This window comes from Methylocaldum sp. MU1018 (genome assembly GCF_053646775.1).
This window is the reverse complement of sequence record NZ_CM132195.1, coordinates 2218934-2245339: the sequence shown is the minus strand read 5'-3', so window position 1 is coordinate 2245339 and position 26406 is coordinate 2218934. Positions and strand designations below refer to the sequence as shown.

Genomic DNA, 26406 nt, shown 5'->3' with positions numbered 1-26406 from the left:
GAGCTTCCCTAAACTCCCCTCCCGCCGGCGACTCGGTAAATCCACAATCATTTCAGGGTTATGTGACCCGGCTCCCGTTTCCGAATCCGGATTTCATTTAAATTCGATTCACAGGATGCGCTTTTTCCGCTTGAAGCCGGCTTCGGCTTCGATAAAACCCGCGATACGCGGAATGAGCGCCATATCGCCATAACCACGATTCGGCATCTACGTCATAAGGGAGGATTATGGACGACATGTCCGCGCGCTTCGGTGCGCCGAAGCGCGGCCCGCGCCGGCCGTGTGCAGGTCATCGCCGCCATCGCGGCGCCTTCCCGACCGCGGTTTCCGCGCCCCTTCCGTGCCGCCGCTCCGGCTCCTCCGAGCGCTTTCCTCTGTCGCCCGGGATGCGACGGGCCCTGGCTCGAGGACAATCCGCGCCGTGATGGCGCCGGCTCGAAGAACGAATAACAAGGCAGTATTTAGGGACCGTTCGGCATGATCAAGCAAGGGTTTAAAACGTGGATGGCGGCACTGCTGCTGGCCTGTCTCGCGGTGCGAGGCGTGGCTCAGGCGGCGCCGGAGATTCAAAGCGGCCTGGCCTGGCTGGAAAGCCGGATCGCCAGTACCGGGGAGGTGCTGGACGCGTCCTCGTCCATCGCGACGCCTTTGCAGATCCAAGGCGAGATCGTCGATACGCTCATGCTGTTGTCCCGCACGCCGGCCGCGGGCCTGGTGGATGCCTTAGGCGCCGAAGCGGGCGGCACGACGGAATATCTCGCCCGCCAGATACGCGCCTATGCCCCGGCCGGGCGCAGCACCACGCCTTTCCTGACGGCGTTGCTGGCCAATCAGAATGCCGACGGCGGATTCGGCGGTTCCCCCGGTTACCGCAGCAATCCCCTGGACACCGCGTTCGCCCTGATCGCTTTGAAGTCGGTCGACTATGTCGGCGCCGACGTGCTTTCGGGAGCGCTCGGCTATCTCTCCTCGGCTGCGAACCCGGACGGCGGTTACGGCTTGCCGAATAGCGCTTCGGCGAGCCAAGTCTATGTCACCGCCTATGCGCTCAACGCCATGCAGGCGTTCAGTCAAAGCTACGCGCTGACGGCCCCGATCTCGGCCGCGCGGCAATGGCTGCTGGCGCGGCAATCCGGCGGCGCTTACGGCGAAACGGTGTCGAATGCGGTCGCGGCACTGGCATTGACGGCCGGCACCACCGATACGACGGCGTTCGCAGGACTGATCGATGCGATCAAGGCGGCACAGCAGGGCGACGGCAGCTGGGGCGCGGACCCGTACGTCACCGCGCTGGCCCTGCGTGCACTGCATCTCGCCGACCATTGGACGCCCCCGCCGACAACGGGTGCGGTCACCGGTCTGGTCCTGGAGCAAGGCAGCTACGTCCCGATGGCCGGAGCCGCCGTTCGCCTGCTTGGGTCCTCGCCGGCCGAAGGCGCGACCGGCGCCGACGGACGCTTCACCCTGAGCGGCGTGACGCCCGGCACTTACACCGTGGAAATCGGCCTGTCCGGCTATGCGACGGTCAGCGTCGCCAACGTTGCCGTTAGCGCGGGAAATACCGCTAATCTCGGCAACATCATTCTCGGGGTCGATGCCACGGCCGCCGTCCTGCGCGGCAAGATCACCGACGGCAACACCGGCGCGCCCCTGTCGGGCGCCACCGTTACGCTGTCCGGCGCCGCCACCGGCTCCGCCGTGTCCGATGCCGAGGGCGGCTTCCAATTGGTTGGACTGCCGGCCGGCGCCGTCACGATCGATGTCGGCAAGCCGGGTTACGGCTCCGTCACCGCCGCGGCGATCCTGGCGGCCAATACTGTGACGCTGTTCTCCCCCAGCCTGTATCCCGAGGGAACGACGCCCGCCACGGCCAGTCTGCAGGGGCAGGTGACCGACGCCGCTACCGGCCAGGCGATCGGCGGCGCTACGGTGACGGCGGCGGGACGCACGGCCACCACCGACGCCTCGGGCAAGTTCTCTCTGACGGGCCTCGCCGCCGGTTCGATTTCGGCGAGTGTGAACGCCGCCGGATACGCCGGTGCGACGCTGACCGGCACGCTGGTCAACGGCGTGAACGATGCCGGCGTTATACGCCTGGCCAAGCTCGGCGCGTCCGCCACGACGGTTTCCGGTACGGTGCGCGACGCCGCGACGGGAGAGCCGATTGCGGGAGCTACCGTGCGTGTGCAGGACGGGGCAGCCGCGGCGGTAACGGGAGCCGACGGCCGCTATCGGTTGGCCGGCATCACCTCGGACGCGTTCACCTTGAACGCCGGCGCCGCCGGTTACCTGAGCCGGAGCGCGAGCGTCACCGCCAACCTGGGCGACCATGTTGTGGCGGACTTCGCCCTGGACCGGAGCCAATCTTCCAGCGGCATACGCATCGAGAGCGTTTCCACCGATCAGCCGGCCTACGATCCTTACGGCGAGATCGAGATCGGCGCGGAAGTCACCAACGCCTCCGATCAGCCTGCCGATTTGATTTTCAGCGCGACGATCCTGGACGACAGTCGGAACGTCGTGGCCGAAGTGCCGGCGATCCAGTTGGTGCTCGGCCAATCGCCGACCGACGCCGTGCAGCGGGTGCCGGCAAACGGAAATCTGAGTATCGATATCGACTGGTACAACAGGAATGTCGCGCCGGGTTTCTACTCCGTCGTGGTCCGAGCCGTGACGATCGGCGGTTCGGTGGTCGCCGAGGGCGGCACCGCCTTCAGTATCAACCCAATGCAGCGACTGGGCGGCGGCATCCGTCTGAGCCCGCCGATTACGCAGGCGGACAGCAACCAGCCCATCGCCATCGACGCGAATGTCGTCAACCACGGCAATGTTCCGATTCCCGCCGGCCCCGCGGAACTGACGGTTACCCTGGTCAATCCGGACGACGTGCCTCCGCCGCCGCCCGCGGCCAGCGTGAAAACGTTCGTCAGCGGCGCTCCCCTGAGTTCGCCGCGCGGCGGGGTGTTCGACGAAGCCGGCAATTACTATGTGGTCAATAATGCCGACCGCCGCGTCGTCAAGATCGCGGCGACCGGCCAGGCGGAAGTTCTCGCTACGTTGCCTTCCACTTTTGCCAACACAGCGATTAATCCGGTGGACCTGACACGGGATCGGGTCGGCGCTCTGTGGATTCTGAATTCATCCAGCTTGGTGCTGAAACTGGACCCGGACGGCAGTCTGTCCAGCCGGACGACGGGCCTCACGACGCAGTACGGGATCGACTTGGACGCCGCCGGCAATTTCTATATCACCGGCAGCAACGGCTCCGACCGGGTGTTGGCAAAACTCGACCCGGCCGGACAGACGACGATCCTGGTCGCCAACGGTCTGAGCGGACCGAGCGGCATCGTCGCCGCCGGCGGTGGCGACTGGTTCGTCTGTAACTACAACGACAATACCGTTGCCAGAATCGATGCTGCCGGCCGCATCACCACCTTCGCCGAGGGCCTGAACCGGCCCCAAGGCCTCACGAGGGACGCCCAGGGCAATCTTTACGTGGCCAACAGCGGCGCCGACACCATCGTCAGGATCGCGCCGGACGGCACGCCATCGATTTATGCGACGGGGCTGAAGAGTCCCGCGGACCTGCGCTTCGACAGCGCCGGCAACCTGTTCGTCAGCAACCCGGGCGACAATACCATCGCCAAGGTGCTGCCCGACGGCAGCGTGCAGACCTTCGCCCGCGGCATCGCGGTGAATCCGGAAGGGATGCGCTACGACGGCGCCGGCAATCTCTATATCGCCAACGGCAACGGCACGGTGAGCCGCCTCGGCGCCGACGGCGACTATGGCGTCGTCGCGACTGGCCTGAATGCGCCCAAAGACATCGAAATCGGCGCCGACGGCGAGATCTATGTCGCCGGCTACGGCAACGGCCGCATCACCAGGATCAGCGGAAACACCGTGTCCGCCTGGGCTTCGGGCTTGCAGTCTCCCTATGGTTTGGCGTTCGATGGCGACGGCATACTGCACGTGACGGAATCCTCCGCCAACCGCATCTCCACCCTGGACGGCGTCGGCCAGCGGACGACCGTTCTGGAATCCCTGATCAACTCGCCCGAGGATGTTCTCGAAGGTCCCGACGGTCGGGTCTATGTCCTGAATCGCGGATTCATCGCCGCGATCGGCGCCGACGGCCAGGGTGGTGTGGTGGCGAGGGGATTCTCCAATGCGACGGGATTCACCCTGGCACCCGATGGCGGCTTCTACGTCGTGGACAACTCGTCTACCGTAAAGCGCGTCGATTCGGCGGGCGCCGTATCCACGGTCAAGACCGGCTTGCCCTACAACCCGGGCGGTATTGCTGCAGACGCCGACGGCAACGTCTATGTGGCCGATTACCACGGCCGTCAAATCCTGAAAATAGATGTTTCCGGCACTGTTTCCGCTTTTGCACCCCTAGGCGTCTACCCCACCCGCTTAATCGCCAACGGTTACGGCGGATTCTATGCGCTGTCGACCAACGGGGATATCCGTGCGATCACCTCCGGCGGAACGGCTGCTTACTTCGTCAACGTGAGCGGTGCGCGTCATCTGGCGCTCGCCGCCGACGGGCGGCTGTTCGTCGCCACCCCCCAGGGTGTGACGGCCGTATCGTCGACCGGCCTCAAGACCACCCTGGCCAGCGGGCTGAGCGACGTCTCGGCCGCCGTGCCTCTGGCGAACGGGCAATGGGCGGCGGTCGAACGGAGCCTCGGGCAATTGACGACGTACGACGAGCAAGGCGCTCGGATCGACCGTATGAACGGCTTTTCTTCGCCGCGCGACATCGTCTGGACCGGCGGCGAGTTCGTCTTCGCGGACGGTTCCGGCAATCTGCTGTCCTGGGCGCCGGGGCAGCATCCCCGCCGCGTCGGCTCGGGGCGCCAAGCCAAATACCTGACCTGGCACGGCGGCGTTCTTTATCTGTCCGACAACAGCGGCGTGGCCACGCTCGCGGACGACGGATCGCTGCCGTCCCACTACACGCTCGCGGGACTCGGCAATGTGTCGGGTCTCGCGTTCAGGGCGGACGGCGCGCTCACCCTGGCCGGTAATTCCGACAGCCGCGTGCTGACCGTGAACGCCGCCAAACAGATCGTCGCGTCCTATGCCGGCCTGTCCAATCCCGGCGCGCTGACCGTGGACGACGCGAACAACGTCTTCGTCGCCAGCGCCGGAACCCGGCAAATCGTGAGGATCGATGCTTCCGGCCGGCGTTCCGACGTGTTCGCGGTCAATTCTTCCATGAACGGCCTGGCGTTCGACGGCGGCGGCCAATTGCACGGCGTCAGCGGCAACGCCGTCCATCGCTTCGATGCGGCGGGCAATAAAACGACAGTCGCGTCCGATCCGTCCGCCAACCTCAGCCGCCTGGCCTTCGACGGCCCGTCGATCGTCGCCACCAGTTCCAACAATGGTTTCGCCTATCGGATCGACGGCAACGGGTTGACGCCCTTCGCGGCCGGCATGGCGGACGCCTACGGCGTACGCGTGGGGCCGAACGGCGCGGTATACGTGGCAGGCACCTCCAATGGCACGGTGACCCGGTACGGCGACGGCGGCCTGTCGGTCCATGCTGTCGGCCTGCCCAGCCCGCGGCAGCTCGCCTTCGGACCCTCGGGAACGCTCTACGTGGGCGGCAACAACGGCAGCGTCATGGCCGTCGCCGGCAATGGCGCCAAGACTGATCTGAAAGTCGAACCGACGCTGGGCACATCGGCGTTCGACGGCATCGCGGTAGACGGCCAGGGGAGGGTGATGCTGACCCGTTCCGGCCGAAACGATATCCACGTCTTTAGCGAACCGGTGGCACCTGCGATCCCGCCGGCCGGAACCGTGGTTCACGCGGCAGCCCTAAACCTGGCCGAACTGCCGGTGGACGGCGACGCCCTAGCCGTGGCCTTGGGCAGATGGACGCCGCGGTTCAGTGGCGATTACGAAGTCCGTCTGCGCTCGACACAGGAAGGCGTCGAGGGCGCGCTGGTCAATGTCCTGCATGTCGGCCCGCATGCCGACGCCCGGATGAGTACCGACCGGACTGCCGTGTCCCCGACCGAGGACACCGTCGGCGTGAGCATTACCGTGGAGGGCGCGGACTTCACCTCGCTCGCCAAGGTGGACAAGTCGAATCTGGTGCGCTCGGTCTCCAGCGGGGCCTATCCTTCCGCCATGGGCGCCGACGCGGCCGGCAATATCTATTTCACCAGCGGCGGCGCCGTCAACAAGGTCGACAAGGCGGGCACGGTCACCACCTTCTTCGCCGGAGCGACGTCCATCCGCGGCCAGATACCGGTAGATTCCGCCCAAAACCTCTACATCGGCGACGGTATCAACAGCAACAAGCTGCTGCGCATCGCGCCGGACGGGAGCGCCATCCTGATGGCCGCGCTGCCCGCCGCCATCGTCAGCCTGGCGATCGACGAGCAGGACAACCTTTTCGCCCTGACCGCCAATCAGATCGTCAAGCTTCGGCCCGACGGCAGCCAAAGCGTAGTTACGTCGGCCGGCATTAACTCGCCCTTCTCCCTGACCATCGACGGCAAGGGCAACCTGTACGTGCAGAACAGCGGCAACGTCATCAACCGCATCGCGCCGGATGGCAGCGTATCCACGCTGTTGACCGAGGCAAAGTTCGAATACGAAGGCCACAACATCGCCGGCGATTGCGCCGACAACCTGTTCCTCACGCCTATCGAGTGGGCCAAGGTCGGACAGTCCGGCGAGGAACACATCCTTGCCCAACTGATCGGTCGTACTGGCCAGGTGGCGTCGATCCTGGACGGCCGCACCGTCAACCGCGATCTGGAGGACATGGATTTCATCGTCTACGACCGCTTCGGCGGCAACCTGCTGATCTGGACCGATTACAATAACGGCCGCATTTACAAGCTGCCCGTCACCTGCGGCGCCATCAATACCGAATTGCATGTGGTGCTGCCCCAGGGCCAGTCGGCCGCGGGCCTGAATCCGGCGCCGACCGGCGCTTTGGCCTTGCCCGACGGCGCCACGGAGTACGTGTGGAACCTCAAGGACGTCACCGCGCTGGGCCGGACGGTACGGTTCGATACCACCCTGAGCGGTCTCGTCCTCGGCGAGGAGCGCTTCGTCGCCCGGGATGCCTTCCTGGTGTTCCAGAACAGCTTCGTGGCCGGCGACGTGCGGGTGCCCATCGAGATTCCCAAGGTCAGGGTCGAAAATCGGGTGCATCTCGGCGTGGCCACCGACAAGCCGGTCTACCCGGCGTCCGCCGATGCTTTGATCAGCGTCGAACTCTGGAACGACAACCTGCATCCCGTCGGCGGCCAGGCCGTGGTGGAGATCCGCGACGCCCTCGGCGTACGGGTGGCCGGCTTGCTCGCCGAACCCGCGCTGATCGAGGCGAACGGCCGGTTGGATCTGACACCGGTGTTCAATACCGGCGCCACCTTGGCCGGCGAATACACGGTGCAAGCCGCCTTGCTGGACGAGCAGGGCGCCGTGCTCGCGTCGGGGGCGGCCGCTTTCCGCATCGCGGCGGGCGACGGCTCCGGCGCGACCCTGAGCGGTTCCGTTACCACCGACAAGGTGACCTATCAGCCTTACGACACGGTCGTCATCAACGGCCGGGTCAGGAATCTCGCCGCCAATCTGATTCTCACCGACCTCACGGTGGGCGAGACGGTGACGAACCCGTCCGGCCAGGTCGTGTTCACCGCCAGCAAAACCATCCCGCAACTGATCGGAGGGAGCCTGGAGGATCTGCCGTTCACCCTGCGTTTGACCGCGGCGCCGCCGGGTGTTTACACGGTAACCCAGCAAGTGACGGACCTGACCGGCGCCGTGTTGGATACCCGCAGCACGACCTTTACCGTCCATTCCACGGCCGAGACCGGCAGCGGCTTGACGGGCACGATCTCGGCCGCACCCACCCAAGCGCAACACGGCGATCCGGTGACTCTGAGCTATGCCGTCGGCAACCTCGGCAATGCCGATGTGACCGGCTTGCCGATACTCGTGCGCCTGGTCGATCCCGCTACTAACACGCTGATCCAGACCTGGCAGGAAACCGTCGATCTGCCGCAACTGGGCCGCCACGACGGCAGCCATGTCCATCCCGGCACCGGCCTGACGGTGGAGCACACCTATGCGGCGGTGCTGTCCGTTCTGATCAATGGTGACGAACGGGTTCTGGCCCAAGCCACCTTCCGGGTGATCAAGCCGCCGGTCAAACTGGACGTGACGATGCACGCGGCCACCGGCCGGGTGCTCGCCCTGGTGAGCTGCGGCGCTGAGGACGATGACGACCGTGATCACAAGGATCGCGATGACGACCATCATCACTTCGTTCGCGGTCACGATCAGCACAACAAGCATGGCCGCCATCATCATCGCGACCACGACAGCTACCATCACAGGGACGATCACAAGAAGAGCAAAGGCGATCATGACGGCCATACGCCCGCCTGCCTCGCTCACCGTAAGGCCCTGCTGGATCGGACGCTGACCGAACTCGGCATCCGCCACCGCATCGTGACCGATCCGGACGCCTTCCGTCGGGCGTTCCGTTCCGGCGTCTACGACACCTACTGGCTGTCGGGCGGTCGGGTCAAGCTCGGCGGTACGCTCGCCCGTGAACTCCGCGAAGCGGTGTACCGGGGCGACGGTCTTCTCCTCGATGGTCAGCACGACGAGCGCAACAAGGTGCTCGACGCCGCGGGCGGCTTCCTCTACCGAGGCAAGCTGGGCAAGCTCGACCAATCCGTCGTCTTCACCGAAGCGCCGTTCGAGATCCAGACCCTCACCAGCCGGGGCCGTGGCCTCAAGCTCGAACTGGCCGGCGGCCAGGCTGTCGCCCACTTCCCGGCAGGCTCGCCCGCCGTGGTGCGGCATGTTTACGGCGCAGGCCGAAGCCTGAGCCTCGCGTTCGATCTGCCCGCGGCCTTGGCGGACCAGGTCTCCTACGCCGCATGGCGCGACGTGCTCGGCCAGGCTTTGGCCGATCTCAAACCGACCGCGACGGATACCTATACCGGCGGGGCTTATGTCCAGGAGCGGATGGGCGTGCGCAATCTCGCCGAGGCGGTGACCGGACGCTTCCTGTTCCGGCTACCCGACGGCGCCGCGTTGATCGAGGCCGACCCGGCGCTGACGGCGGAATCGGACGGCGGCTGGCTGTGGCGCTTCGACCTGCCCGCGGCGGAAACCCGCACCCTCGATCTCGGCCTGCGCCTGCCGGACGCCGACGGCGAATACGGGTTCACCGGCCGCCTCGACGTCGCGCGCGACGGCGTGTTCCGCCACTACGGCGATTACGCCTGGAGCTACACCGTCGCCAGCGCGCAAACCGACGCGGTCCTGCTGCGGGCGGCGCTGAGGGATTACCGCCCGCCGAAGCGCCGGGATCAGCACATCCGCGACCGCGCTATCGAGGCCCTCGACCAGGCCTTGGATCGGGCCGCCGCCGGCCGTTGGGACGCGGCGATCGAGCCGCTCCTGGATGCCGGCGAATTCGTTGCGGCGCTACCGTCACCCGACGCCCCGGCCTGGCGCGCCCGACTCGCGCGGCTGCTGCAGGAATACGCCTGGCAAGCCTACCGGGCGGAAACGGCCCCGCCCGAGCCTTGAGTTCGGTGATGGCTTGGCCTTCCCCCTTCCGTCCGGGACGGCAGGGGGACGTCGCCGTAAATCGTTCCTAGCGATTTAAGTTCAATACGCAAATTTCCTCTATGAACAATGCTCCGAAGGAGTGCAACTTCCATGCGAACTTCTGCCATCGGTACCCTCCGCCAACGGACCGGCATCATGCGTGGTATTTCGGCCACGGTACTGGTCGCCTTCACCCTGCTGATTCTTTTGCCTACCGCCCAAGCGGCCCAGCAACCGGCAGTCAAACCCGCGAGCATACCCATGTCGGCATCCGGCCCACAGTCGGTTACGGATGAGGATCGGCTGAGCCGCGCGCTGCAGAATATGGAGGAAGCTCTGGCGCGCCTGGAAGACAAAATTCAACTTGGCAACGAGCCAAACGTGGAAGTGGAGCGTTTGGCGGCGTTAGAGTCGGACATCCGCCGGCTGGATCGAGCGGTTCAGCAGAATTTCAAGCTGATCGAACGTCACATTCGCGACCGTCATCTGCCGGCGGTTATCCTCGAACGCCATCAGGCGATGGTGGCTGACTATCGCCAGGGCATGGCAGCATTCATCGCGACGCTCCAAGGGACGCTCAAGGCGCCGAAAGGGAAAGCCCTGGCCCGAGTACAAAAGGTCCGGAAATACCTGAAGGACCACAAGGTACGCCGCCGCCATCACGCCGACGATCCCCACGATCTGCCCAATCGCAGTCTTCGGCCCGATCCCGAGCGCAAACCGCGCGAATCGGAGCGGGCTTTCAAGCAAGCGGGCATCGAAAGCAACCCCAAGGTACATCTGGCCGCCCTGGGCGACTTCACCTTCGATCGCCTGCCCGGCGCCAGCGATCCTGCTTATCTTGCCGAAACCCCCGAAATCCAGCTGACCCAACCCATCAAGGACAAAGCGGCGGAACTTGGTCACGACCCGGTAACGATCTACCATTGGGCGCGCAACCACATCCAATGGCAGCCCACCTGGGGCGCCGGGCAGGACGCCGCCCTCACCCTGAGCGCCCGACGCGGCAACGCCTTCGACATCGCGGGGCTCGTCATCGCCCTCCTGCGCGCCTCCGGCATCCCGGCCCGCTACGTCCACGGCACGGTCGAGGTATCGGCCGAGCGGTTCAAGAACTGGGCGGGCGGCTTCGAGGACATCCAGGGCGCCGTCAGTTTCGCCTCGGCCGGGGGCATTCCGATCACCTCGGTCCTCGGCGGCGGCCGGATCGTGTCCGTCCGCCTGGAGCACATCTGGGTGGAAGCCGCCATCGACTACGTGCCCTCGCGCGGCGCCAAGAACCGCGAGGCCGACACCTGGGTGGCATTGGACCCGAGCTACAAGCAGTACCAGATCCTCAAAGGACTCGATGCCGCCGCGATCGCCGGGATCGACCTCAACGCCGTGGCGCAGACCACCCTCGACAGCGCCACCGTCAATACCGCCGAAGGCTGGCTGTCCGGGCTGGACCCCACCGCTCTCCAGGCCGCCCAGACCCAGATGCAGACGGCGCTGAAGGACTACATCGCCCAGCATTACCCCAATCCCACCGTGGGCGATATCCTCGGCGGCTACCAGACCATCGTCGAAGCCTTCCCGAGCCTGCCCGGTGCCTTGCCGCACCGCATCGTCGCCGTCGGCGCCCGCTACGGCCAGGTGCCCAAGGCCCTGCAAAACACCTTCACCTATGCCTTTGGCCGAGATGTTCTCGGCGATCTGATCGATCCCCTCACGCTGCCGCTGGCGACACTCAACAACCAGCGCCTGACCCTCTCGTTCAGGCCGGCGACGGCGGATGACGAAGAGGCCCTGCAATCGCTGCTGCCCCAAGGCGAGATCACCGACATCAGCCAACTGCCGAGCGCCATCCCCGCCTACCTCATCCAGGTCGTGCCGGAGCTCAAGCTCAACGGCGAGGTGCTCAAGACCGGCGGTCCGATGCGGCTCGGCGAAGAACTGAGTTTCTTCACCCAAGTCAGCCACGCCGGCCGCAGCTTCCCGGCCAAAGCCTACGACGTCATCGCCGGCTCCTATCTGGCGGTGGCGGCGGCCAGCGGCACTATTGCGCCGGCCCAGCTCGAGGCCGTCCAGGCTCGGCTCAGCCATACCAAGACCACCCTGGAGAGCGGCGACACCGGCCTCATCGCCAGCCTGAGCCGCGAAGCCCTCTTGGGCGACCTGTTCCACGCCGGGCTCCTCGGCTACTATGCCCAGCTCATCGGCCTGGCCCATGTCCTGGGCCTCCAGCAGCACGGCCACTACACGCTCGCGGCCGGCACCGGCACCTTTGGCTACGAACCCAACGTCAGCTATCTATTCGGCATCCCCCGCACGATCACGCCGGGTGGCGTGGTGATGAACGTTCCGATCGTCCACATCACTGGCGAGGATACGAACGACGGGGCGAAGAAGCGCGACTATCTGTTCCAGGTGGGGCTGATCTCCTCGGCCCTCGAACACGCCGTGCCGGAGCAGATGTTCGTCAATGACGAAAACCCCGGCGAAGCCATCTCCGCCGTGAAGGCCCTGCAGAAAGCCAATGCCCAGGGGCAGCGGATTTACCATATCACCCCGGCCAACCAGGCCAGCACGCTGCCGAATATCCACCATAATTCCCTGGTCATGGAGGAAATCCGCAATGCGCTGAATGCCGGGAAGGAGGTGATTACCCACACCGACCCGGTGAGCGTGCCGGGGTGGACGGGCGCCGGGTATATCCTGTTCGATCCCCAGACCGGGGATGGGGCGTTCAAGATCGGCGGGGGGCAGAATGGGGGAATATTGTTTATTCTTGCCAATATTTTTGCTGTGCTGACCTTAATACTCATGGTTTTCGCTAGTCTACCCGGCATTGGTATTCTTGCAGCAGCGTCTCTTTACGCGATGGTAGCGCTTAGTTTTATGGAATTCTTGGGCGTCGTGGCTCTTCTATTTATTCATGACAGTGATACCACATTTGATAAGACTGCGTTTATTGATTGGGGAGCACTTGCGCTTGCTATTCTTGGTGTCTCTTCAGCAATTGGAACTGCCGGGCTAGGGCCCGCTGTACTCGGCTTAGCATATTCAATCGGCGCAGTTATCAATGATTTTCCTTGGCCATAAGAAATTATTCATAAGGTATGCTTTATATAACCTATCATGTGGTATTGATTATATTGGTTATGGTATCTATTTTGTGGTCAACTGTTAGAGTGGCTACATTGTTGCGCACGGGCAATAGTAATGTGAAAGCGGCGAGTATTGCAATACTAACAAGCATTTGGATTGGTGGGGGAAGAATAATTTTCATATTGGCATCTCGAATATGGCATTAGTTGTCATCCCAATCATCTTATTTTTTAGTTGTTTAACAAATAAACGAAATACTTTAACTAGTGCTTAATTGCGCTAATCAGTAAACACAAAAAAACAGGACAATCAATTTGTTATATGGGATTTTTGCATCGTTTACTTTTGCAATTAAGCACTAGGATTTAGTAAATACTTATGGGAACCCTGATGATCGCAAGGGCAGCCCAATTGGCCGGTTTGGTAACCAATGGTGCTAGTTTCTGAGCTATAGGCTGAATTCGGCGATGGACAGGGGGACGAATCCACTCTCATCCGCTTGCCAGCCCTGCCATTGGATCAGCAGGTTGAACAGCGCCACAGTAAACGCCAAACGCGCTTGACAAGTAGTCTGCCACGCGATGCATCACCTTTTTGAAATGGCACACTTGGGTCAACATCGACAGGACGGTCTCAATCAGCATCCGATCGTTCCACTCGCCGCGGCGGCACAGCTTCAAGTTGGGTGGATCGCCGGTTTCGGCATGGAAGCCGGTATCCCCCAAGATCACACTGTGATGCCAAAAGCGGTCAATCACGGGATGAAACCAGGTGTCGTGGGCATTCGCCGGTGCCCAAACTCAGCCGATGATGCCCCCGACGTGGTTAATGGTTAGGCACAGCTTACCGCCGACGATCCAGCGGTGATTCGAGACGCCTTTGCGGCCGATCTGTTGGGGACTTCGCCCCTCCCGGATGGGATGAATCAGCTCAATGCCGAAACTGTCAACGATCCCAAGCCGCGTGGGCTTCGCCAGAAAGTGAAAGGTCCAAGTCTGATGAGTTTTGAACAGCCGAAACAGGCGGGTGCGCTCCGGCAGGTGGGGGAACAATGCCCGGCAGTCGTGCATCAGCCAGCGGTAGAAGGCTCGATTGCCGACCCCCTTCAAGGCGTGCAACAGACCCAACGTGACGATTTCGCTCGGCCACAACAGCGCTTGGGGATGTTTTCGACTGTCGGTCATGGCCTCGTCTACCCGGCAAAACAGCTCGGTGATAAAGTCCATCGTGGTCATGTGGGTTAGCCTCCGACCTAAGATGGTTGTGGTAAACCTCAAGGGCTTGGAGTGCCTACATGGCCGCCTCATTCACGGCTAGGTTTGAACTAGCACCATTGGTTTATACTTTTTCCCCCTTGTAATATCTTACATCTATTTTTGGGCTTTGCTCTCGCTAGTTAATAACTATGCCGAATTTGCTACGGGTGCCGGAGTGGGATTGCCATATTTTACATGGCAAGTATTTCTTTCAAAAGCTGCAATTGCAGATGCGATAGGATTAATATTTGGAATATTGTCAATGGTTTTGTAGGGATTCAGGTATGGCTCTGGCAAAAATTATAATAATATTTCCGCATCATTCTATTGCTATTTTTTTTATGTTGGCATTTTCATGTTTCCTGAGCGCCCTACGCACGGGAAGCCATTTTTCTTTATTTTATGGAATCGCAAGTACAATTTTTGGTATTGTAGATTTAATTGTAATAAAGGCTGCAGAGATGGGGTTGAGATTGGCTAATGACAAAGACAAATATGTTATGCTATTGCTATGTTTAATTATTATTGCTTTTTATTTTACTTTGTGTGCGTTATTGAGAAGGAGGTTAAATGCAGACGATATTAAAAGCATAGGGAAATTTAGAGGTGTGGTTTATTTTTTGAGGTTTGGGTGGTTTTTTTGCGGATCTGCCTTGGCATTAATGATTTATGGAAAGTTAGAGTAATCAAACGCAGTGAAGGCCGAGAGGATCGGAGATACTATTGTTCCAAATTCTGTAATCCTCGATTTGGCCGTTGTCGGAAATCGTGATTTCGGTTGGCTTGCATTCGGCGGGGGCAGAATGGGGGTAATTATGCCGCAGAATCTGTAGGTTTACTTGCCATTGCATTCTTATCCGTATTTGCGACTGGGGGGCTTTTTACCTTATCAGTTGTAGGTGCTTTAGCTGCTTATTTGACAATAGTTGCTTATTTGGTTGGTACAATCCTGCTTGTTTACGAAATAATTTCGGATCCCAATCAGTTTTGGGAAGAAAAAGGCCAAATAACATTCATTATCGCTGCAATGTTAGGACCGATTTCGGCTCCGTTACAGGGTGCCGAGGCCGGTACGGCATCTCAACAACTGTGGACAGCTATTGCGTGGATTGTTAGTGTTGTACTAGGAGTTATTGGCGCCATATAAGCAGGAGTTCTTATGAAGGTTATTAGAATCTATCCTTCGTTTGGGCCAATGATCTATATTTATACGGTGTGGGTGCTTTTTTTTGTAAGCTTATTAATGCAGGAAGATGGATCACAAAAACATATGTTATTACTGTTATGTTGGATATTGTTCTTAGTTATATTAGTTATCAAGGATTTGCTTGATTGGTTAGTTTGGAAAAAATACTTGCCGATTATGTGTTTCAGGGACAATGAAATCGATGTACAGCGTAGAGAAAAGGTTGATGCCTACGATAGAATACCATTTGATCAGATTAAAAAAATAAGCTTTGATAGGCAGTCGGCAAAATTATCAATTTATCTTATAAATGGAAGATCATTATCTGTTGACTTATATAGGCTTAGGAGAAGCAAACAAAAGGAGGTGCTCGAATATATTGAGCAACGTATGCCTTTACAATAAATCCAAGAAAAAGCAAAACGGGTTAGCTCGTATAGGAGGCGGTGAACGAAAGAAACCGCATTATTTACGGTCGATCTGTTCCAGGTGGGGCTGATCTCCTCGGCCCTCGAACACGCCGTGCCGGAGCAGATGTTCGTCAATGACCAGAATCCCGGCGAGGGAATTTCGGCGGTCAAGGCCCTGCAGAAAGCCAATGCCCAGGGGCAGCGGATTTACCACCTCACCCCGGCGAACCAGGCGATGACGTTGCCCGCCATTCACCAGAATTCCCTGGTGATGCAAGAAATCCGGGCGGCCCTGAACGCGGGCAAGGAAGTGATTACCCACACCGACCCGGTGAGCGTGCCGGGGTGGACGGGCGCCGGGTATATCCTGTTCGATCCCCAGACCGGAGATGGGGCGTTTAAGATTGGGGGTGGAGCGAATGGGAGTGGTACCTTTATTGTTGGAGAAATATTTGGCTATGTTATAGGGTATACCGTACTTATCGAAGGGGTTGCTTTAACAGAAAAAGCTTATTCATACGCGTTAGGAACAATGGCGATCTTACTTGAGATGATAGCAATAGCTTATGCAGCTTATATTTATTACGGAGCCATATATAATGTCCTGGCCCAGCAGTGTTTTTTAACCGGATTAGGGTGGGGATTTTCAGCTGCTGGGCTAACCGCAGAAATACTTAATCGATTTGCTGCATCGCCGGTTAGTGGCGGCATACCAACAGCATTGCTAGGATTCATATTCAGCATAGTCACGACAATGAATGATAGTGGAGCCCCAGCCAGAGAATGCACTAAATGATTATCGAAATACCAATATTAATGTTAGTCTGCATGTGGCTTTGGAAACGCGCTCGTTTCAAAGGTGATTTACCAAAGGCAACATCGTCAGCGTTTTCCGCTAATGTTATTATGGCACATGCAATAAATTTAATATGGCTTGCCTTTGTTTATCCACAAATAAATATTGCTATTGATTGTTATTTTATTTTATTTATGTGCTGTTTGTTTTTTTGACATTCAGACGATGTGAAATAAAGATATTTTACTACTTTCTTTTGTCATCATCATCATATGTATTATTCAGAGTATTTTTTTTGGCTAAAAGCAAACATGAATATGTGACATACATTGTAGCTCTTGAAATTAGTATCCCTTTGTTTTGGTTGTTGATGTTTCGATGGTGCGGCATGTTGAAAAATTTCAATAACGGGAGCGATAAACCTGCCTAGGAAGTGCTGACGCGCACAGGCGCACCTTTGCGAATCTAACGTTAACTATTTCTTCGGTATTCCCCGTGCCGGAGCCGATGTTCGTCAACGCGCAGAATCCGGCGAAGCCATATCCGCCGTGAAGGCCCTGCAGAAAGCCAATGCCCAGGGTCAGCGGATCTACCACCTCACCCCGGCGAACCAGGCCACCACCTTGCCGAATATCCACCAGAACAGCCTGGTGATGGCGGAAATCCGGGACGCCCTGAACGCGGGCAAGGAAGTGATCACCCATACCGACCCGGTGAGCGTGCCGGGGTGGAGCGGGGCGGGGTACATCCTGTTCGATCCCGAGACCGGGGATGGGGCGTTCAAGATCGGCGGGGGGCAGAATGGGGGATACTATGTAATACAAGGTATAAATCTTGCTGCTATTGGGGCTATTGCATTGATAGGGTCATCAATAACTGGGGGTATTGTTTTGGCTCCATTTACAATAATGTTGTCGGCAATCGCGATTTCGGTTGGCTTGCATATAGCAGTTCTTGAGCTCATGTTTAATCCAGAAGCTAAATGGGATGATGTCAAAGGGAATGTGCTTTTGGCTATAACGGGTGTGCTTGGCGTTTACGGCCTCGCGAGTGAGCTTGCTACTGTAATAGCATTCATACTTGGCTTTGTTTTGGGCTATGAGTCTAATCACTAGGGTGGGGCCGTCGTGGAATATGGAGTAAAGCTGTTTATTTGTTTAATAATATTCTCTTTGTACCCGCTTGTGGTTTCTTTAGTTAGATATAGAAAAATTGATACATCTTCATTGGCGGTTATAGCCGTATCTCTGCTTTTTATCTGCTTATTTAATTCTTTAAATGGTCAGATCGCGGGTAACTTGCTGGTTTTAGTGTTCATATTCTCAATATTGGCTTTCAATTACTATCGTAGGCTAAATAGAAATCGGTTTGAAGGAATGGAGAATGCATTTAAGATTAATAACTGGCTTGAGCTGAGCTTTGGGGTTGGTATTATTTGTTTGATGTTTTGGGTTATTTATGTTTTGTAAATGCGTGCGATAAAAAGGCAGACGAGGTCAGCTCTCACATTCCGCTATATTTGGAATGTGAGAGCTGACCACCCAAGTTCCGGATGAAACGGCGTAAGCCATTGTTTTCAGGTTAGTGGTATTTAAATTTTGCCACTACACGACGGTTTCGAGACGGGTTCGGGTCGGGGCTTGGACATTCAGAGCGGCAAAGAGCTCCTGTTGTTCGGGCGTCAGGGTCGAGACGCCGGTGAGGGTTTGCTGAGGGAGATGGACGCGGTGGTGCTGGATACGGCGGAGCGTCTCCAGGCAACGCATCGGCGAGATCCCGGTATGGCTGGCCTGAAGGCGCTGGCGCAGGATGCGGTGCAACACCAGGGCGATGAAGCAGATCGCCGCATGGGCGCGGATCCGCTGCGGCAGGCGCTGATACATCGGGGCGATGTCGAGTTCGCTCTTGAGAACCCGGAAGCCGCGTTCGATATCGGCCAAGGCTTTATAGCGGTCGATGACCTCGGCGGGAGGCAAATCCCGGACGTTGGTCACCAGGATCAGTTTGCCGTCAAAGAGCTCCGCGCACGCCTTGGCTTTGGTATCGACATCGTAAGCAAACCGGGGTGAGTCGAGGTCCAGGCGCACAATCCGGGACAGACCGGCGTCGACGACGGCGGTGTGGAATTGCAGGGCGGCGCCTTTATCGGTGAGCTTGCGGCCTTTGAACCGTTCCCCCTGGTCCTGAGCCTCGAGTTTTTGCGCCCAGGCCTCGCCCTGTGCGAGTACCTCGGCCAGGCGGGACGCACGTTCAGCCGTTTGGGTAGCGGCGGCGAGGGCATCGTGGGCGACGATCAGGCGCCGGTCTTGCCAGGTGGTCTCGCGCACCCGATCGCCGGCTTCAGGATCGGCCGGCGTCGGCGAGAAGTCCAACGCGGCTACGGGCTCGGCCAGTTCCGCATAGCGCCTTGCCGGCACCGCCAGAATGTACTCCAGGCGGGTGGTCCGAGGAACCGTCAAGGCTTCCAGCGCCGCCTCATTGTCCAGCGACAAGAGGCCTCGATCCGCGACCAGGATCACTCGTTGGATGGGATAGCGCGCCAATAACCGTTCCAAGAGGGGCAGGAGCGTCGGGACCTCGGCGGTATGGCCCGGAAACACCTGATGCGCGATAGGCAGTCCCTCCGCCGTCTGCACCACGCCCAAGAGCCATTGGCGCGCGATGCCACCGTCCTTGCTGCGACCGTAGCGACGCAGATCCGCGTCGGCGATGTCGCCCTCGGCACAGACGGAAACCGTGGTCAGGTCGTAGAACACGACCGAAAGTTCGGTATCGAGCAACGGCCGGATGAGCTCGGACAAGCAGACCTCGACGGCCTCGATCTCGTCCATCAAGGCATCCATGGCGGCCAGCAACCGGTCGTGGGTGATGGATTCCGTGGCGACGCCGGGAACAAGGGTGGTTTCCAGCCAACGCAGGAGCAGACGGGGTCAGTGACTGACCCCGCTATCAGTGAAGCCATCTCCGCCGTGAAGGCCCTGCAGAAAGCCAATGCCCAAGGTCAGCGGATCTACCACCTCACCCCGGCCAACCAGGCCACCACCTTGCCGAATATCCACCAGAACAGCCTGGTGATGGCGGAAATCCGGGACGCCCTGAACGCGGGCAAGGAAGTGATCACCCATACCGACCCGGTGAGCGTGCCGGGGTGGAGCGGGGCGGGGTACATCCTGTTCGATCCCGGGACCGGGGATGGGGCGTTCAAGATCGGCGCAGATGAGAGGTCAGATCTTGCATTCCGGCATTTCCGCAGCGGGAACATGCCCTCTCCTGGCCTGATCATTTGGCGTCATGGTGCCGCAAATTGAGGAGGAGGCACGGGTCGCGGAAATCGGCTATACGTGGTGCTGGAATGCAAGACCTGACCCTACCCACACCGGCCGAAGCCTGAGCCTCGCGTTCGATCTGCCCGCGGCCTTGGCGGACCAGGTCTCCTACGCCGCATGGCGCGACGTGCTCGGCCAGGCTTTGGCCGATCTCAAACCGACCGCGACGGATACCTATACCGGCGGGGCTTATGTCCAGGAGCGGATGGGCGTGCGCAATCTCGCCGAGGCGGTGACCGGACGCTTCCTGTTCCGGCTACCCGACGGCGCCGCGTTGATCGAGGCCGACCCGGCGCTGACGGCGGAATCGGACGGCGGCTGGCTGTGGCGCTTCGACCTGCCCGCGGCGGAAACCCGCACCCTCGATCTCGGCCTGCGCCTGCCGGACGCCGACGGCGAATACGGGTTCACCGGCCGCCTCGACGTCGCGCGCGACGGCGTGTTCCGCCACTACGGCGATTACGCCTGGAGCTACACCGTCGCCAGCGCGCAAACCGACGCGGTCCTGCTGCGGGCGGCGCTGAGGGATTACCGCCCGCCGAAGCGCCGGGATCAGCACATCCGCGACCGCGCTATCGAGGCCCTCGACCAGGCCTTGGATCGGGCCGCCGCCGGCCGTTGGGACGCGGCGATCGAGCCGCTCCTGGATGCCGGCGAATTCGTTGCGGCGCTACCGTCACCCGACGCCCCGGCCTGGCGTGCACGACTCGCGCGGCTGCTGCACGAATACGCCTGGCAAGCCTACCGGGCGGAAACGGCCCCGCCCGAGCCTTGAGTTCGGTGATGGCTTGGCCTTCCCCCTTCCGTCCGGGACGGCAGGGGGCGAATCAAGCTTGATCGTTCGCGTTTATCGCAGGAATCGACGCCGCCCGAGCGGCACACCAGTACTTTGGGGAGACATGCATGTTGTTTGGTCATCACGGCATCCGCGCCACTGCCCGGATTACCCTGTTCTTCTTCACCTGGATGACCCTGTATCCGACCCTGGCCGCCGCCCAGCCTCCGGTCCCGTCGGGCGCGCGGCGGGCCCCATCCGCGCCGGAACGGAACCTCCTCGACGAGCTCCGCGCCACCGCTCTTCGCGCGAAGGCCAAGGCCGAGCGCGGCGAGGCGCACGAGGACGAGGAGCACCGCCTGCTCCAGCGCGCTGGCGAACTCGACGACGACGCGCGGGAGGCCGAGGCCGAGTTCGCCGCGGTCGAACAGCATCTCGAGGCCCATGGCCTCCCCGAAGAGATCCGAGAGCGCCACCGGCAGGCGGTCGCCGACTACCGCGCCAAGCTCCGGGAGCTCAAGACCCGCCTCGGCGAATTCCGCAACGCCCGCAGCCGGAAAGACCGGAACCGCGCCCGGCGCGCCCTGAACGACGTGGCCGAGTTCCTACAGAAAGAGCAGAAAGCCCGACCCCGGCAGCCCTTCGATCCCAAGCACCTGCCGTTCCGCACGCCCGACGACAAGGTCCGCCCGCCCAAGGCAAAAAAAGAGGAGCTGGACCGGATCATCCGCCCCCAAAAGCCGATGAAGGTCGCCGCCGCCGAACTCACGCCGGGTCTGCTTGCCCAGGCCGAGTCCGATCCGAGCGCCGTGCCCACCCCCGAAGACCTGGCCGAGACCGAGGACGTTCAGCTCACCCCCGCCATCCGCGCCCAGGCCGAGGCCCTGCACCACAATCCGGTGGAAATCTATAACTGGGTGAGGAATACCATCGAGTTCCTGCCCACCTACGGCTCCATCCAGGGCGCCGACCTGACCCTGCAAACCCGGCGCGGCAACGCCTTCGACACGGCCAGCCTCCTCATCGCCCTGCTTCGGGCCTCGGACATCCCGGCCCGCTACGTCTACGGCACGATCCAGGTCCCGGCCACAGAGGTCATGAACTGGGTGGGCGGCGTGAAGACCCCGGAAGCCGCGCAAAGCCTTCTGGGCCAGGGCGGCATTCCCAACGTCGCGCTGGTGGCGGGCGGCAAGATCGCCGCCTTCAAGCTAGAACACGTGTGGGTGGAGGCCTTCGTCAACTACGTTCCCTCGCGCGGGGCCAAGCACCATCAGGGCGACACCTGGGTGCCGCTGGATGCGAGTTTCAAGCAATACACCTACACCGAGGGCCTGGATCTCAAGAGCGCCGTGCCCTTCGACGCGCAAGGTCTGATCGATCGAGTCCAGGCCGGCGCCACGATCAACGAAGCGGACGGTTGGGGGCAGAACCTCGACGGCGCGGCGCTGCAAGCCGCATTGACCGATTACCAGGTGCGGATCAAAACCTATATCGACAGCCAGAACCCCGAGGCGACCGTCGGCGACGTGCTCGGCACCAAACGGATCATTGCGCAGAACCTGCCGATTCTCGCCGGCAGCCTGCCGTACCGGACGATCACGATCGCTCGCCAGAGCGCGGCGCTGCCGGATAGCTTGCGCGCGAAATACCGCTTCACCCTCTATACCGGCGTCGACTACAACCCCCTGGGCGGCGGCGATGTCCGGCGCGGCAGCGAGGTCTTCACCTACACGGCCAGCCTGCCGAGACTCGCGGGCGGCAAGCTTACCCTGTCCTTCGTCCCGGCGACCCAGGCCGACACCGACCTCATCAGCAGCTATCTGCCGAAGCCGCATCCGGACGGCACTCCGATCCAGCCGAGCGAACTGCCGAGTTCGCTACCGGGTTATCTCATCCACCTCAAGGCCGAATACCGGCTCGACGGCCAGCTCGTCGCCAGCGGCGGGAATTTCGTGATGGGCAGCTCGTACCTCGGCTCCAGCGCCCTCTACAGCCCGGACCGTGGGGTCTGGGAAGAAGCTTCCGACAACGTGCAGACGGCGGGGGAATATTGGGCCACCTATGCTGGTGCCAATGTCTCCCAGACTCGGCTCACAGCCGTCAAGGCCAAACTGGAAGCCACCAAGGCCAAGCTGGAGCAATTCCAGGCCGATCCCAGCAACACCGCGCCGGTGGCCGATCTGACCAAGGAAGACCTCACCGGCGACCTGCTCCACAGCACGATTCTCGGCTACTTCGCCGCCAACGAGGCGAGCCAAAGAATCGAGCAGCGCACGGCCGGCGCCGTGGCCTACCGCAAGCCAAGTTTCGGCCATTTTGGCGTCAGCGCGAAGGTGGTCTACTGGTACGGCATTCCGCGCCAGGTATCCTTCCCCGGACTTACGATGGACGTGGACTATTGGCGCGATACCGCGGTGATGCAGGACAACGACAAGGCCCAGCAGATCGTCTTCGTTCGCCAGATGGGTACGCGGCTGTCGGCCTACGAGCACCGGGTGCCGGAGAAATTCTGGACGAATGAACAGCATCCGGACGAAGGGGTATCGGCGGTGAAAGCGCTTGCCAAGGCCGCGGCCGAGGGCCAGAAGATCTATACCCTCAGCGGCGCCCATCCGTCCGCCGTCTACCCACTTCAGATCGACGAACATGCCCGCTCGGAGATTCAAAATGCCCTGAATGCCGGCCAAACGGTGACGGTACATGAACGGCCGATCACCGTGTCGGGTTGGACCGGCAGCGGCTACATCATCAGCGATCCCGCGACCGGCGCGGGAGCGTATAAGATTTCGGGCGGGGCGAATGGGGGTGCTTTGGTTTTTCCAGGCATGATGTTGGCATTCTTAAATGTTCTCACAGTGCTTTTTATTAGTACTCCATGGTTAGCACTCATAGCTGGCATAGCAGGGTTTATAGCAAACGCATTGCTGACGAAGGCGTTAGGAGATGATCTTATTATTAAGGCTGATTACCTCGCAGCAAGGTTTATTACCATAGTGGGAACCTTTGCATTGTTCGTTATTCTTGACCAGATAGCGTTCATATCTCTTTCACCTATTTTTGCTGCTGGAGTCTTATGGTTGGCTTTGTCATTTGTTACGACATTTGTCATGATATTGATTGATACACTTGCTGAAAATACCCATGGATTTAGAAGAAAAGCGATCATTGTTTGATAGTTTAAAGAAACCAAACTTGGCTCAAAAGATAAGTATATTGTCATTTATTGTGACAGATATTTATCTTTTACTAGACTTGCTATGGTCTGTATGGAAACACATGGGTAAATAGCTCTTTTCAAGCTCACTTGGCTTTTACCGTGGCGTTGCTTAAATTGCTGGTTAAAATGGCAGGCTTGGCAAGCAGATCAGGATGGATTTGTTTTCCTATCCATAACTGAGTTCACCCTTCCATAACTGAGTTCACCCTTATAGCCCAGAAGCTAGCGCTATTGATTTCTATGGTCCATTGAGTTTTTTATCGGGATTTATAACTTCATCATACTCTTAGAGGGTTTTATTTACGCGATTGTAAGAAATGAGCGCAATCATGAAAGTTATGTTGCTTAGCGGTGGCCTTGCGACAATTTGTTATTGGCTTTTACAAAGGTTTGGCGGAAATACAAGATTACGCAAAACCATTAATTTACGAGAAAGCATTCCGGTCAGAAAGCTTGCTGAACCGCTTGCAAATCAGCTTGGCTACGAATTAGACGATATAGCGGAGATATGGGTGGCCGTGAGTGCAGTTCTACGAATAGACCCTGAAAAGCTGCGAACCGAAGACAGCCTTGCAGAGCTTCTCAGCTTAGACCCCTGGAAAGGAGATTTAACCCTCGAATTAGAAGCAGCTCTCTCCGAATCCAATATTTCAGTAGAGCCCGGTCAGACTTGTTTCGGGGAGTTTATAAGTATTATATGTTCCAGCAATTTGGCCCGAGCGAAACTAAAGAAGTTTCGTTTGCTGAAATAATGACGGCCAGCAAGATAGTACCCATGGAACATAGATGGGGTCAGGTCTTGCCTTTTGTTCCTACCTGGATGTGGTAGTCGCCGGACCGCAAGGCCCACGCCGCTTGTCCTACTCGCGCATCGCCGGGGATGAAATGGTGGTTGGCGTCGACCCCGCCGGCATCGGCTTCGACCAGGTCCGGCAGCGCTTCCAGACGACGCCGGCGGACACGGCGGCCGAGAATCTCCATCAGTTGGCGCTGCACTACTGGGCGGAAAGCGATCACTTCAACCGGCTGAGCCAGACCGCCTATGACGCTACCCTCGTTCGCCTGCCTTCGGTCGGCGTCTTTTCCTCGCCGCTCTCGGTCCTCTACAACTTCGGTCTGCCGCGCACCGGCTACTACCTCAAGCGCAACATCGACATCAAACTCAGCCAGCATGCCGTGGCCGCGCCGGATCCCAAGAAGCGGCTCGACTACATTGCCCAGATCGGCGTGATCGGCTCCTACCTGGAAAGTTCCATCCAGGAACAACTGTTCCGCAACTGGCAGGGCACGGGCTTGTCGACCATGCAGGTGTTCCTCGATGCCAACGCCCAGCGGATTCCCATCTCTACCCTCACGGCCGCGAACGCGCCGTCCCTGCTGGGCCGCCTTCAGATCCCGGCCGACGCTTTGGCCGATATTCAAGCGGCCCTTGCCGCCGGCTACGAAGTCAGGGTCCCGGAACGGACACCGACCAAAACGGTGGGCGTTTCCGGGATCGGCTACGAGATTCGCGATCCTCAAACCGGATCGGCCTCGTACCGGATATGGGGCGGAACGAATGGGGGCGACGGCGAAACCCCTTGCGCCGAGCGGCAGCGCCGTCCCTTGGCCGAGGTGGTCCGGGATGTCGTACTGACCGTCATCGCGCTGGAAATGCTCGTCCTGGCGGGCTGGTATCTGCCCGTTCTCATCAGCGGCTTGGCTGGGGTGGCGGGAGAAGCCGCGCCGGCGCTCGCGGCCATCATGGCCAGTGTGGGACTTTCGACACTCGACTTTCCGGCAACGACGGGAACTGATCTTTGTCAAGCTATTCCAATTCCTCGTAAAGGTGGCTCGGACGGATATCAGTCTGGGCTTTGTGCCGATAGCCTGGGGAATGTCTACACAGGTCAGGATGTTTGCGTCAAAGGTGTCGCATTTGACGCACTTAGCGTTGCGAAAACCTTGTGGGAAGTTAAAGTGATAAATTTTAGTAATACTCCAGATTTTATTGTCGATTCTCAGATCAAAACCAAGGATATACCGCAGCTGAGAAGACAGCAGAATGCTATAGCTGAGTGCCCACAATATCAACTCGGATGGGCAGTTGCTGACCTTTGGCATTTTCTATTACAAAAAAATCCGTATAACTGGGATTCCGAAGTGAACTTGCATTGGCAGGTTCCCCAGTGCTTTGATCTTCCGATGTCACCGTCTGAGCCATAAGCTTATGAGCGCACCTGGTTATTCGATTATTCGCCCAAAGCGGAATGTTACAAATGTTAACCAAATTGATAATGACTCGAAGCTATGCCCAATAGGTGATGCGGAAAGTATATGCAAAAAAATATCCGCTATTTACGAAAATATATCGTGGCACGAAGAGATTTGCGCAACTGGAAAGCGAATGATTGGAAAAATTGAGACCACGGAAAACAGATTTATAGTAAGTTTCGAAGTGGAAGCGATATATGTTGGTGAAATCAAACCAAAATGGATTAACGTTGATGCAGAAGGGGCGTTAGATGTGGCAAAGGAGGTTAAACAATTAGCGGAGGCATTGGGATGTGTTGGATTGAGCTGGAGAACACTGACATTTTTATAGCGTGAACGGGGGCAGGTCTTGTAATCACGCGTGATTGGTCGGGTAAGCCGACCAGTTACCCGGTCGGCTCCCCACAGATCCGGACGTGCGCGATTAACGCATCCGGCTCTTCGATTTACCAAACCCTCGAAAGCTATCTTCCCACGCCCGAAGCGGACGG

At 59.4% G+C, this 26406-nt stretch carries 17 protein-coding genes; 14 read left to right on the top strand and 3 right to left on the bottom strand.

Translation table 11 applies throughout. The features are described 5' to 3' along the window. The first annotated feature begins 477 nt into the window (after positions 1-477). Positions 478-9585, top strand: coding sequence for a carboxypeptidase regulatory-like domain-containing protein (locus ACWJKU_RS10295; protein WP_454142216.1), 9108 nt, complete (start codon positions 478-480; stop codon positions 9583-9585). Positions 9586-9717: 132 nt separating this feature from the next. Further along, a complete protein-coding gene (locus ACWJKU_RS10290) occupies positions 9718-12690 on the top strand; it encodes a transglutaminase-like domain-containing protein (protein WP_454142215.1) in 2973 nt (990 codons plus the stop codon). 497 nt (positions 12691-13187) lie between these two features. On the opposite strand, the gene ACWJKU_RS10285 is transcribed toward ACWJKU_RS10290, so the two are convergent. Further along, entirely contained in the window at positions 13188-13454 is a 267-nt protein-coding gene (locus tag ACWJKU_RS10285) for a hypothetical protein (RefSeq protein WP_454142214.1), read from the bottom strand. Between the two features lie 42 nt (positions 13455-13496). Further along, positions 13497-13931: a hypothetical protein gene (locus ACWJKU_RS10280; protein WP_454142213.1), complete on the bottom strand. Its 435-nt coding sequence runs from the start codon at positions 13929-13931 to the stop codon at positions 13497-13499. A gap of 305 nt (positions 13932-14236) precedes the next feature. On the opposite strand from ACWJKU_RS10280, the gene ACWJKU_RS10275 reads away from it, so the two are divergent. From ACWJKU_RS10275 to ACWJKU_RS10250, 6 genes are all read left to right on the top strand, one after another. Then, positions 14237-14638: a hypothetical protein gene (locus ACWJKU_RS10275; RefSeq protein WP_454142212.1), complete on the top strand. Its 402-nt coding sequence runs from the start codon at positions 14237-14239 to the stop codon at positions 14636-14638. Between the two features lie 92 nt (positions 14639-14730). After that, positions 14731-15099, top strand: coding sequence for a hypothetical protein (locus ACWJKU_RS10270; protein WP_454142211.1), 369 nt, complete (start codon positions 14731-14733; stop codon positions 15097-15099). Positions 15100-15111: 12 nt separating this feature from the next. Continuing rightward, positions 15112-15543 carry a hypothetical protein gene (locus tag ACWJKU_RS10265; protein ID WP_454142210.1) on the top strand — a complete coding sequence of 144 codons (432 nt, stop codon included), beginning with the start codon at positions 15112-15114 and terminating at the stop codon, positions 15541-15543. Positions 15544-15627: 84 nt separating this feature from the next. Beyond that, positions 15628-16344 carry a hypothetical protein gene (locus ACWJKU_RS10260; RefSeq protein ID WP_454142209.1) on the top strand — a complete coding sequence of 239 codons (717 nt, stop codon included), beginning with the start codon at positions 15628-15630 and terminating at the stop codon, positions 16342-16344. Then, positions 16341-16559, top strand: coding sequence for a hypothetical protein (locus ACWJKU_RS10255; protein ID WP_454142208.1), 219 nt, complete (start codon positions 16341-16343; stop codon positions 16557-16559). The genes ACWJKU_RS10260 and ACWJKU_RS10255 overlap by 4 nt, the downstream gene beginning before the upstream one ends. A gap of 333 nt (positions 16560-16892) precedes the next feature. Continuing rightward, positions 16893-17459 (top strand): hypothetical protein, encoded by a 567-nt coding sequence (locus ACWJKU_RS10250; protein WP_454142207.1) that lies wholly within the window; start codon positions 16893-16895, stop codon positions 17457-17459. Positions 17460-17948: 489 nt separating this feature from the next. Here the strand turns inward: ACWJKU_RS10250 and ACWJKU_RS10245 are convergent, their stop codons facing one another. Next, on the bottom strand, positions 17949-19253 hold the full coding sequence (locus tag ACWJKU_RS10245; protein ID WP_454148106.1) for an IS1634 family transposase: 1305 nt from the start codon (positions 19251-19253) through the stop codon (positions 17949-17951). Positions 19254-19277: 24 nt separating this feature from the next. On the opposite strand from ACWJKU_RS10245, the gene ACWJKU_RS10240 reads away from it, so the two are divergent. From ACWJKU_RS10240 to ACWJKU_RS10215, 6 genes are all read left to right on the top strand, one after another. Then, positions 19278-19652 (top strand): hypothetical protein, encoded by a 375-nt coding sequence (locus tag ACWJKU_RS10240; protein ID WP_454142206.1) that lies wholly within the window; start codon positions 19278-19280, stop codon positions 19650-19652. Next, positions 19636-20445, top strand: a complete 810-nt coding sequence (locus ACWJKU_RS10235) for a hypothetical protein (protein WP_454142205.1) — start codon at positions 19636-19638, stop codon at positions 20443-20445. The genes ACWJKU_RS10240 and ACWJKU_RS10235 overlap by 17 nt, the downstream gene beginning before the upstream one ends. A 128-nt stretch (positions 20446-20573) precedes the next feature. Then, positions 20574-23618, top strand: coding sequence for a transglutaminase domain-containing protein (locus ACWJKU_RS10230; RefSeq protein WP_454142204.1), 3045 nt, complete (start codon positions 20574-20576; stop codon positions 23616-23618). 373 nt (positions 23619-23991) lie between these two features. Then, positions 23992-24414, top strand: coding sequence for a hypothetical protein (locus ACWJKU_RS10225; protein ID WP_454142203.1), 423 nt, complete (start codon positions 23992-23994; stop codon positions 24412-24414). A gap of 34 nt (positions 24415-24448) precedes the next feature. Beyond that, positions 24449-25867: a DUF6310 domain-containing protein gene (locus ACWJKU_RS10220; RefSeq protein WP_454142202.1), complete on the top strand. Its 1419-nt coding sequence runs from the start codon at positions 24449-24451 to the stop codon at positions 25865-25867. Positions 25868-26048: 181 nt separating this feature from the next. Continuing rightward, complete coding sequence (locus tag ACWJKU_RS10215; RefSeq protein ID WP_454142201.1) at positions 26049-26246, top strand: hypothetical protein; 198 nt, start codon at positions 26049-26051, stop codon at positions 26244-26246. Positions 26247-26406 lie beyond the last annotated feature (160 nt).

Coding starts and splice junctions, on each gene's coding strand:
- ACWJKU_RS10225 (WP_454142203.1), top strand. CDS start 23,992: ATGAAAGTTATGTTGCTTAGCGGTGGCCTTGCGACAATTTGTTATTGG.
- ACWJKU_RS10215 (WP_454142201.1), top strand. CDS start 26,049: ATGATTGGAAAAATTGAGACCACGGAAAACAGATTTATAGTAAGTTTC.
- ACWJKU_RS10280 (WP_454142213.1), bottom strand. CDS start 13,931: ATGACCACGATGGACTTTATCACCGAGCTGTTTTGCCGGGTAGACGAG.
- ACWJKU_RS10235 (WP_454142205.1), top strand. CDS start 19,636: ATGGTGCCGCAAATTGAGGAGGAGGCACGGGTCGCGGAAATCGGCTAT.
- ACWJKU_RS10265 (WP_454142210.1), top strand. CDS start 15,112: ATGAAGGTTATTAGAATCTATCCTTCGTTTGGGCCAATGATCTATATT.
- ACWJKU_RS10290 (WP_454142215.1), top strand. CDS start 9,718: ATGCGAACTTCTGCCATCGGTACCCTCCGCCAACGGACCGGCATCATG.
- ACWJKU_RS10275 (WP_454142212.1), top strand. CDS start 14,237: ATGGCTCTGGCAAAAATTATAATAATATTTCCGCATCATTCTATTGCT.
- ACWJKU_RS10230 (WP_454142204.1), top strand. CDS start 20,574: ATGTTGTTTGGTCATCACGGCATCCGCGCCACTGCCCGGATTACCCTG.
- ACWJKU_RS10220 (WP_454142202.1), top strand. CDS start 24,449: ATGGGGTCAGGTCTTGCCTTTTGTTCCTACCTGGATGTGGTAGTCGCC.
- ACWJKU_RS10255 (WP_454142208.1), top strand. CDS start 16,341: ATGATTATCGAAATACCAATATTAATGTTAGTCTGCATGTGGCTTTGG.
- ACWJKU_RS10295 (WP_454142216.1), top strand. CDS start 478: ATGATCAAGCAAGGGTTTAAAACGTGGATGGCGGCACTGCTGCTGGCC.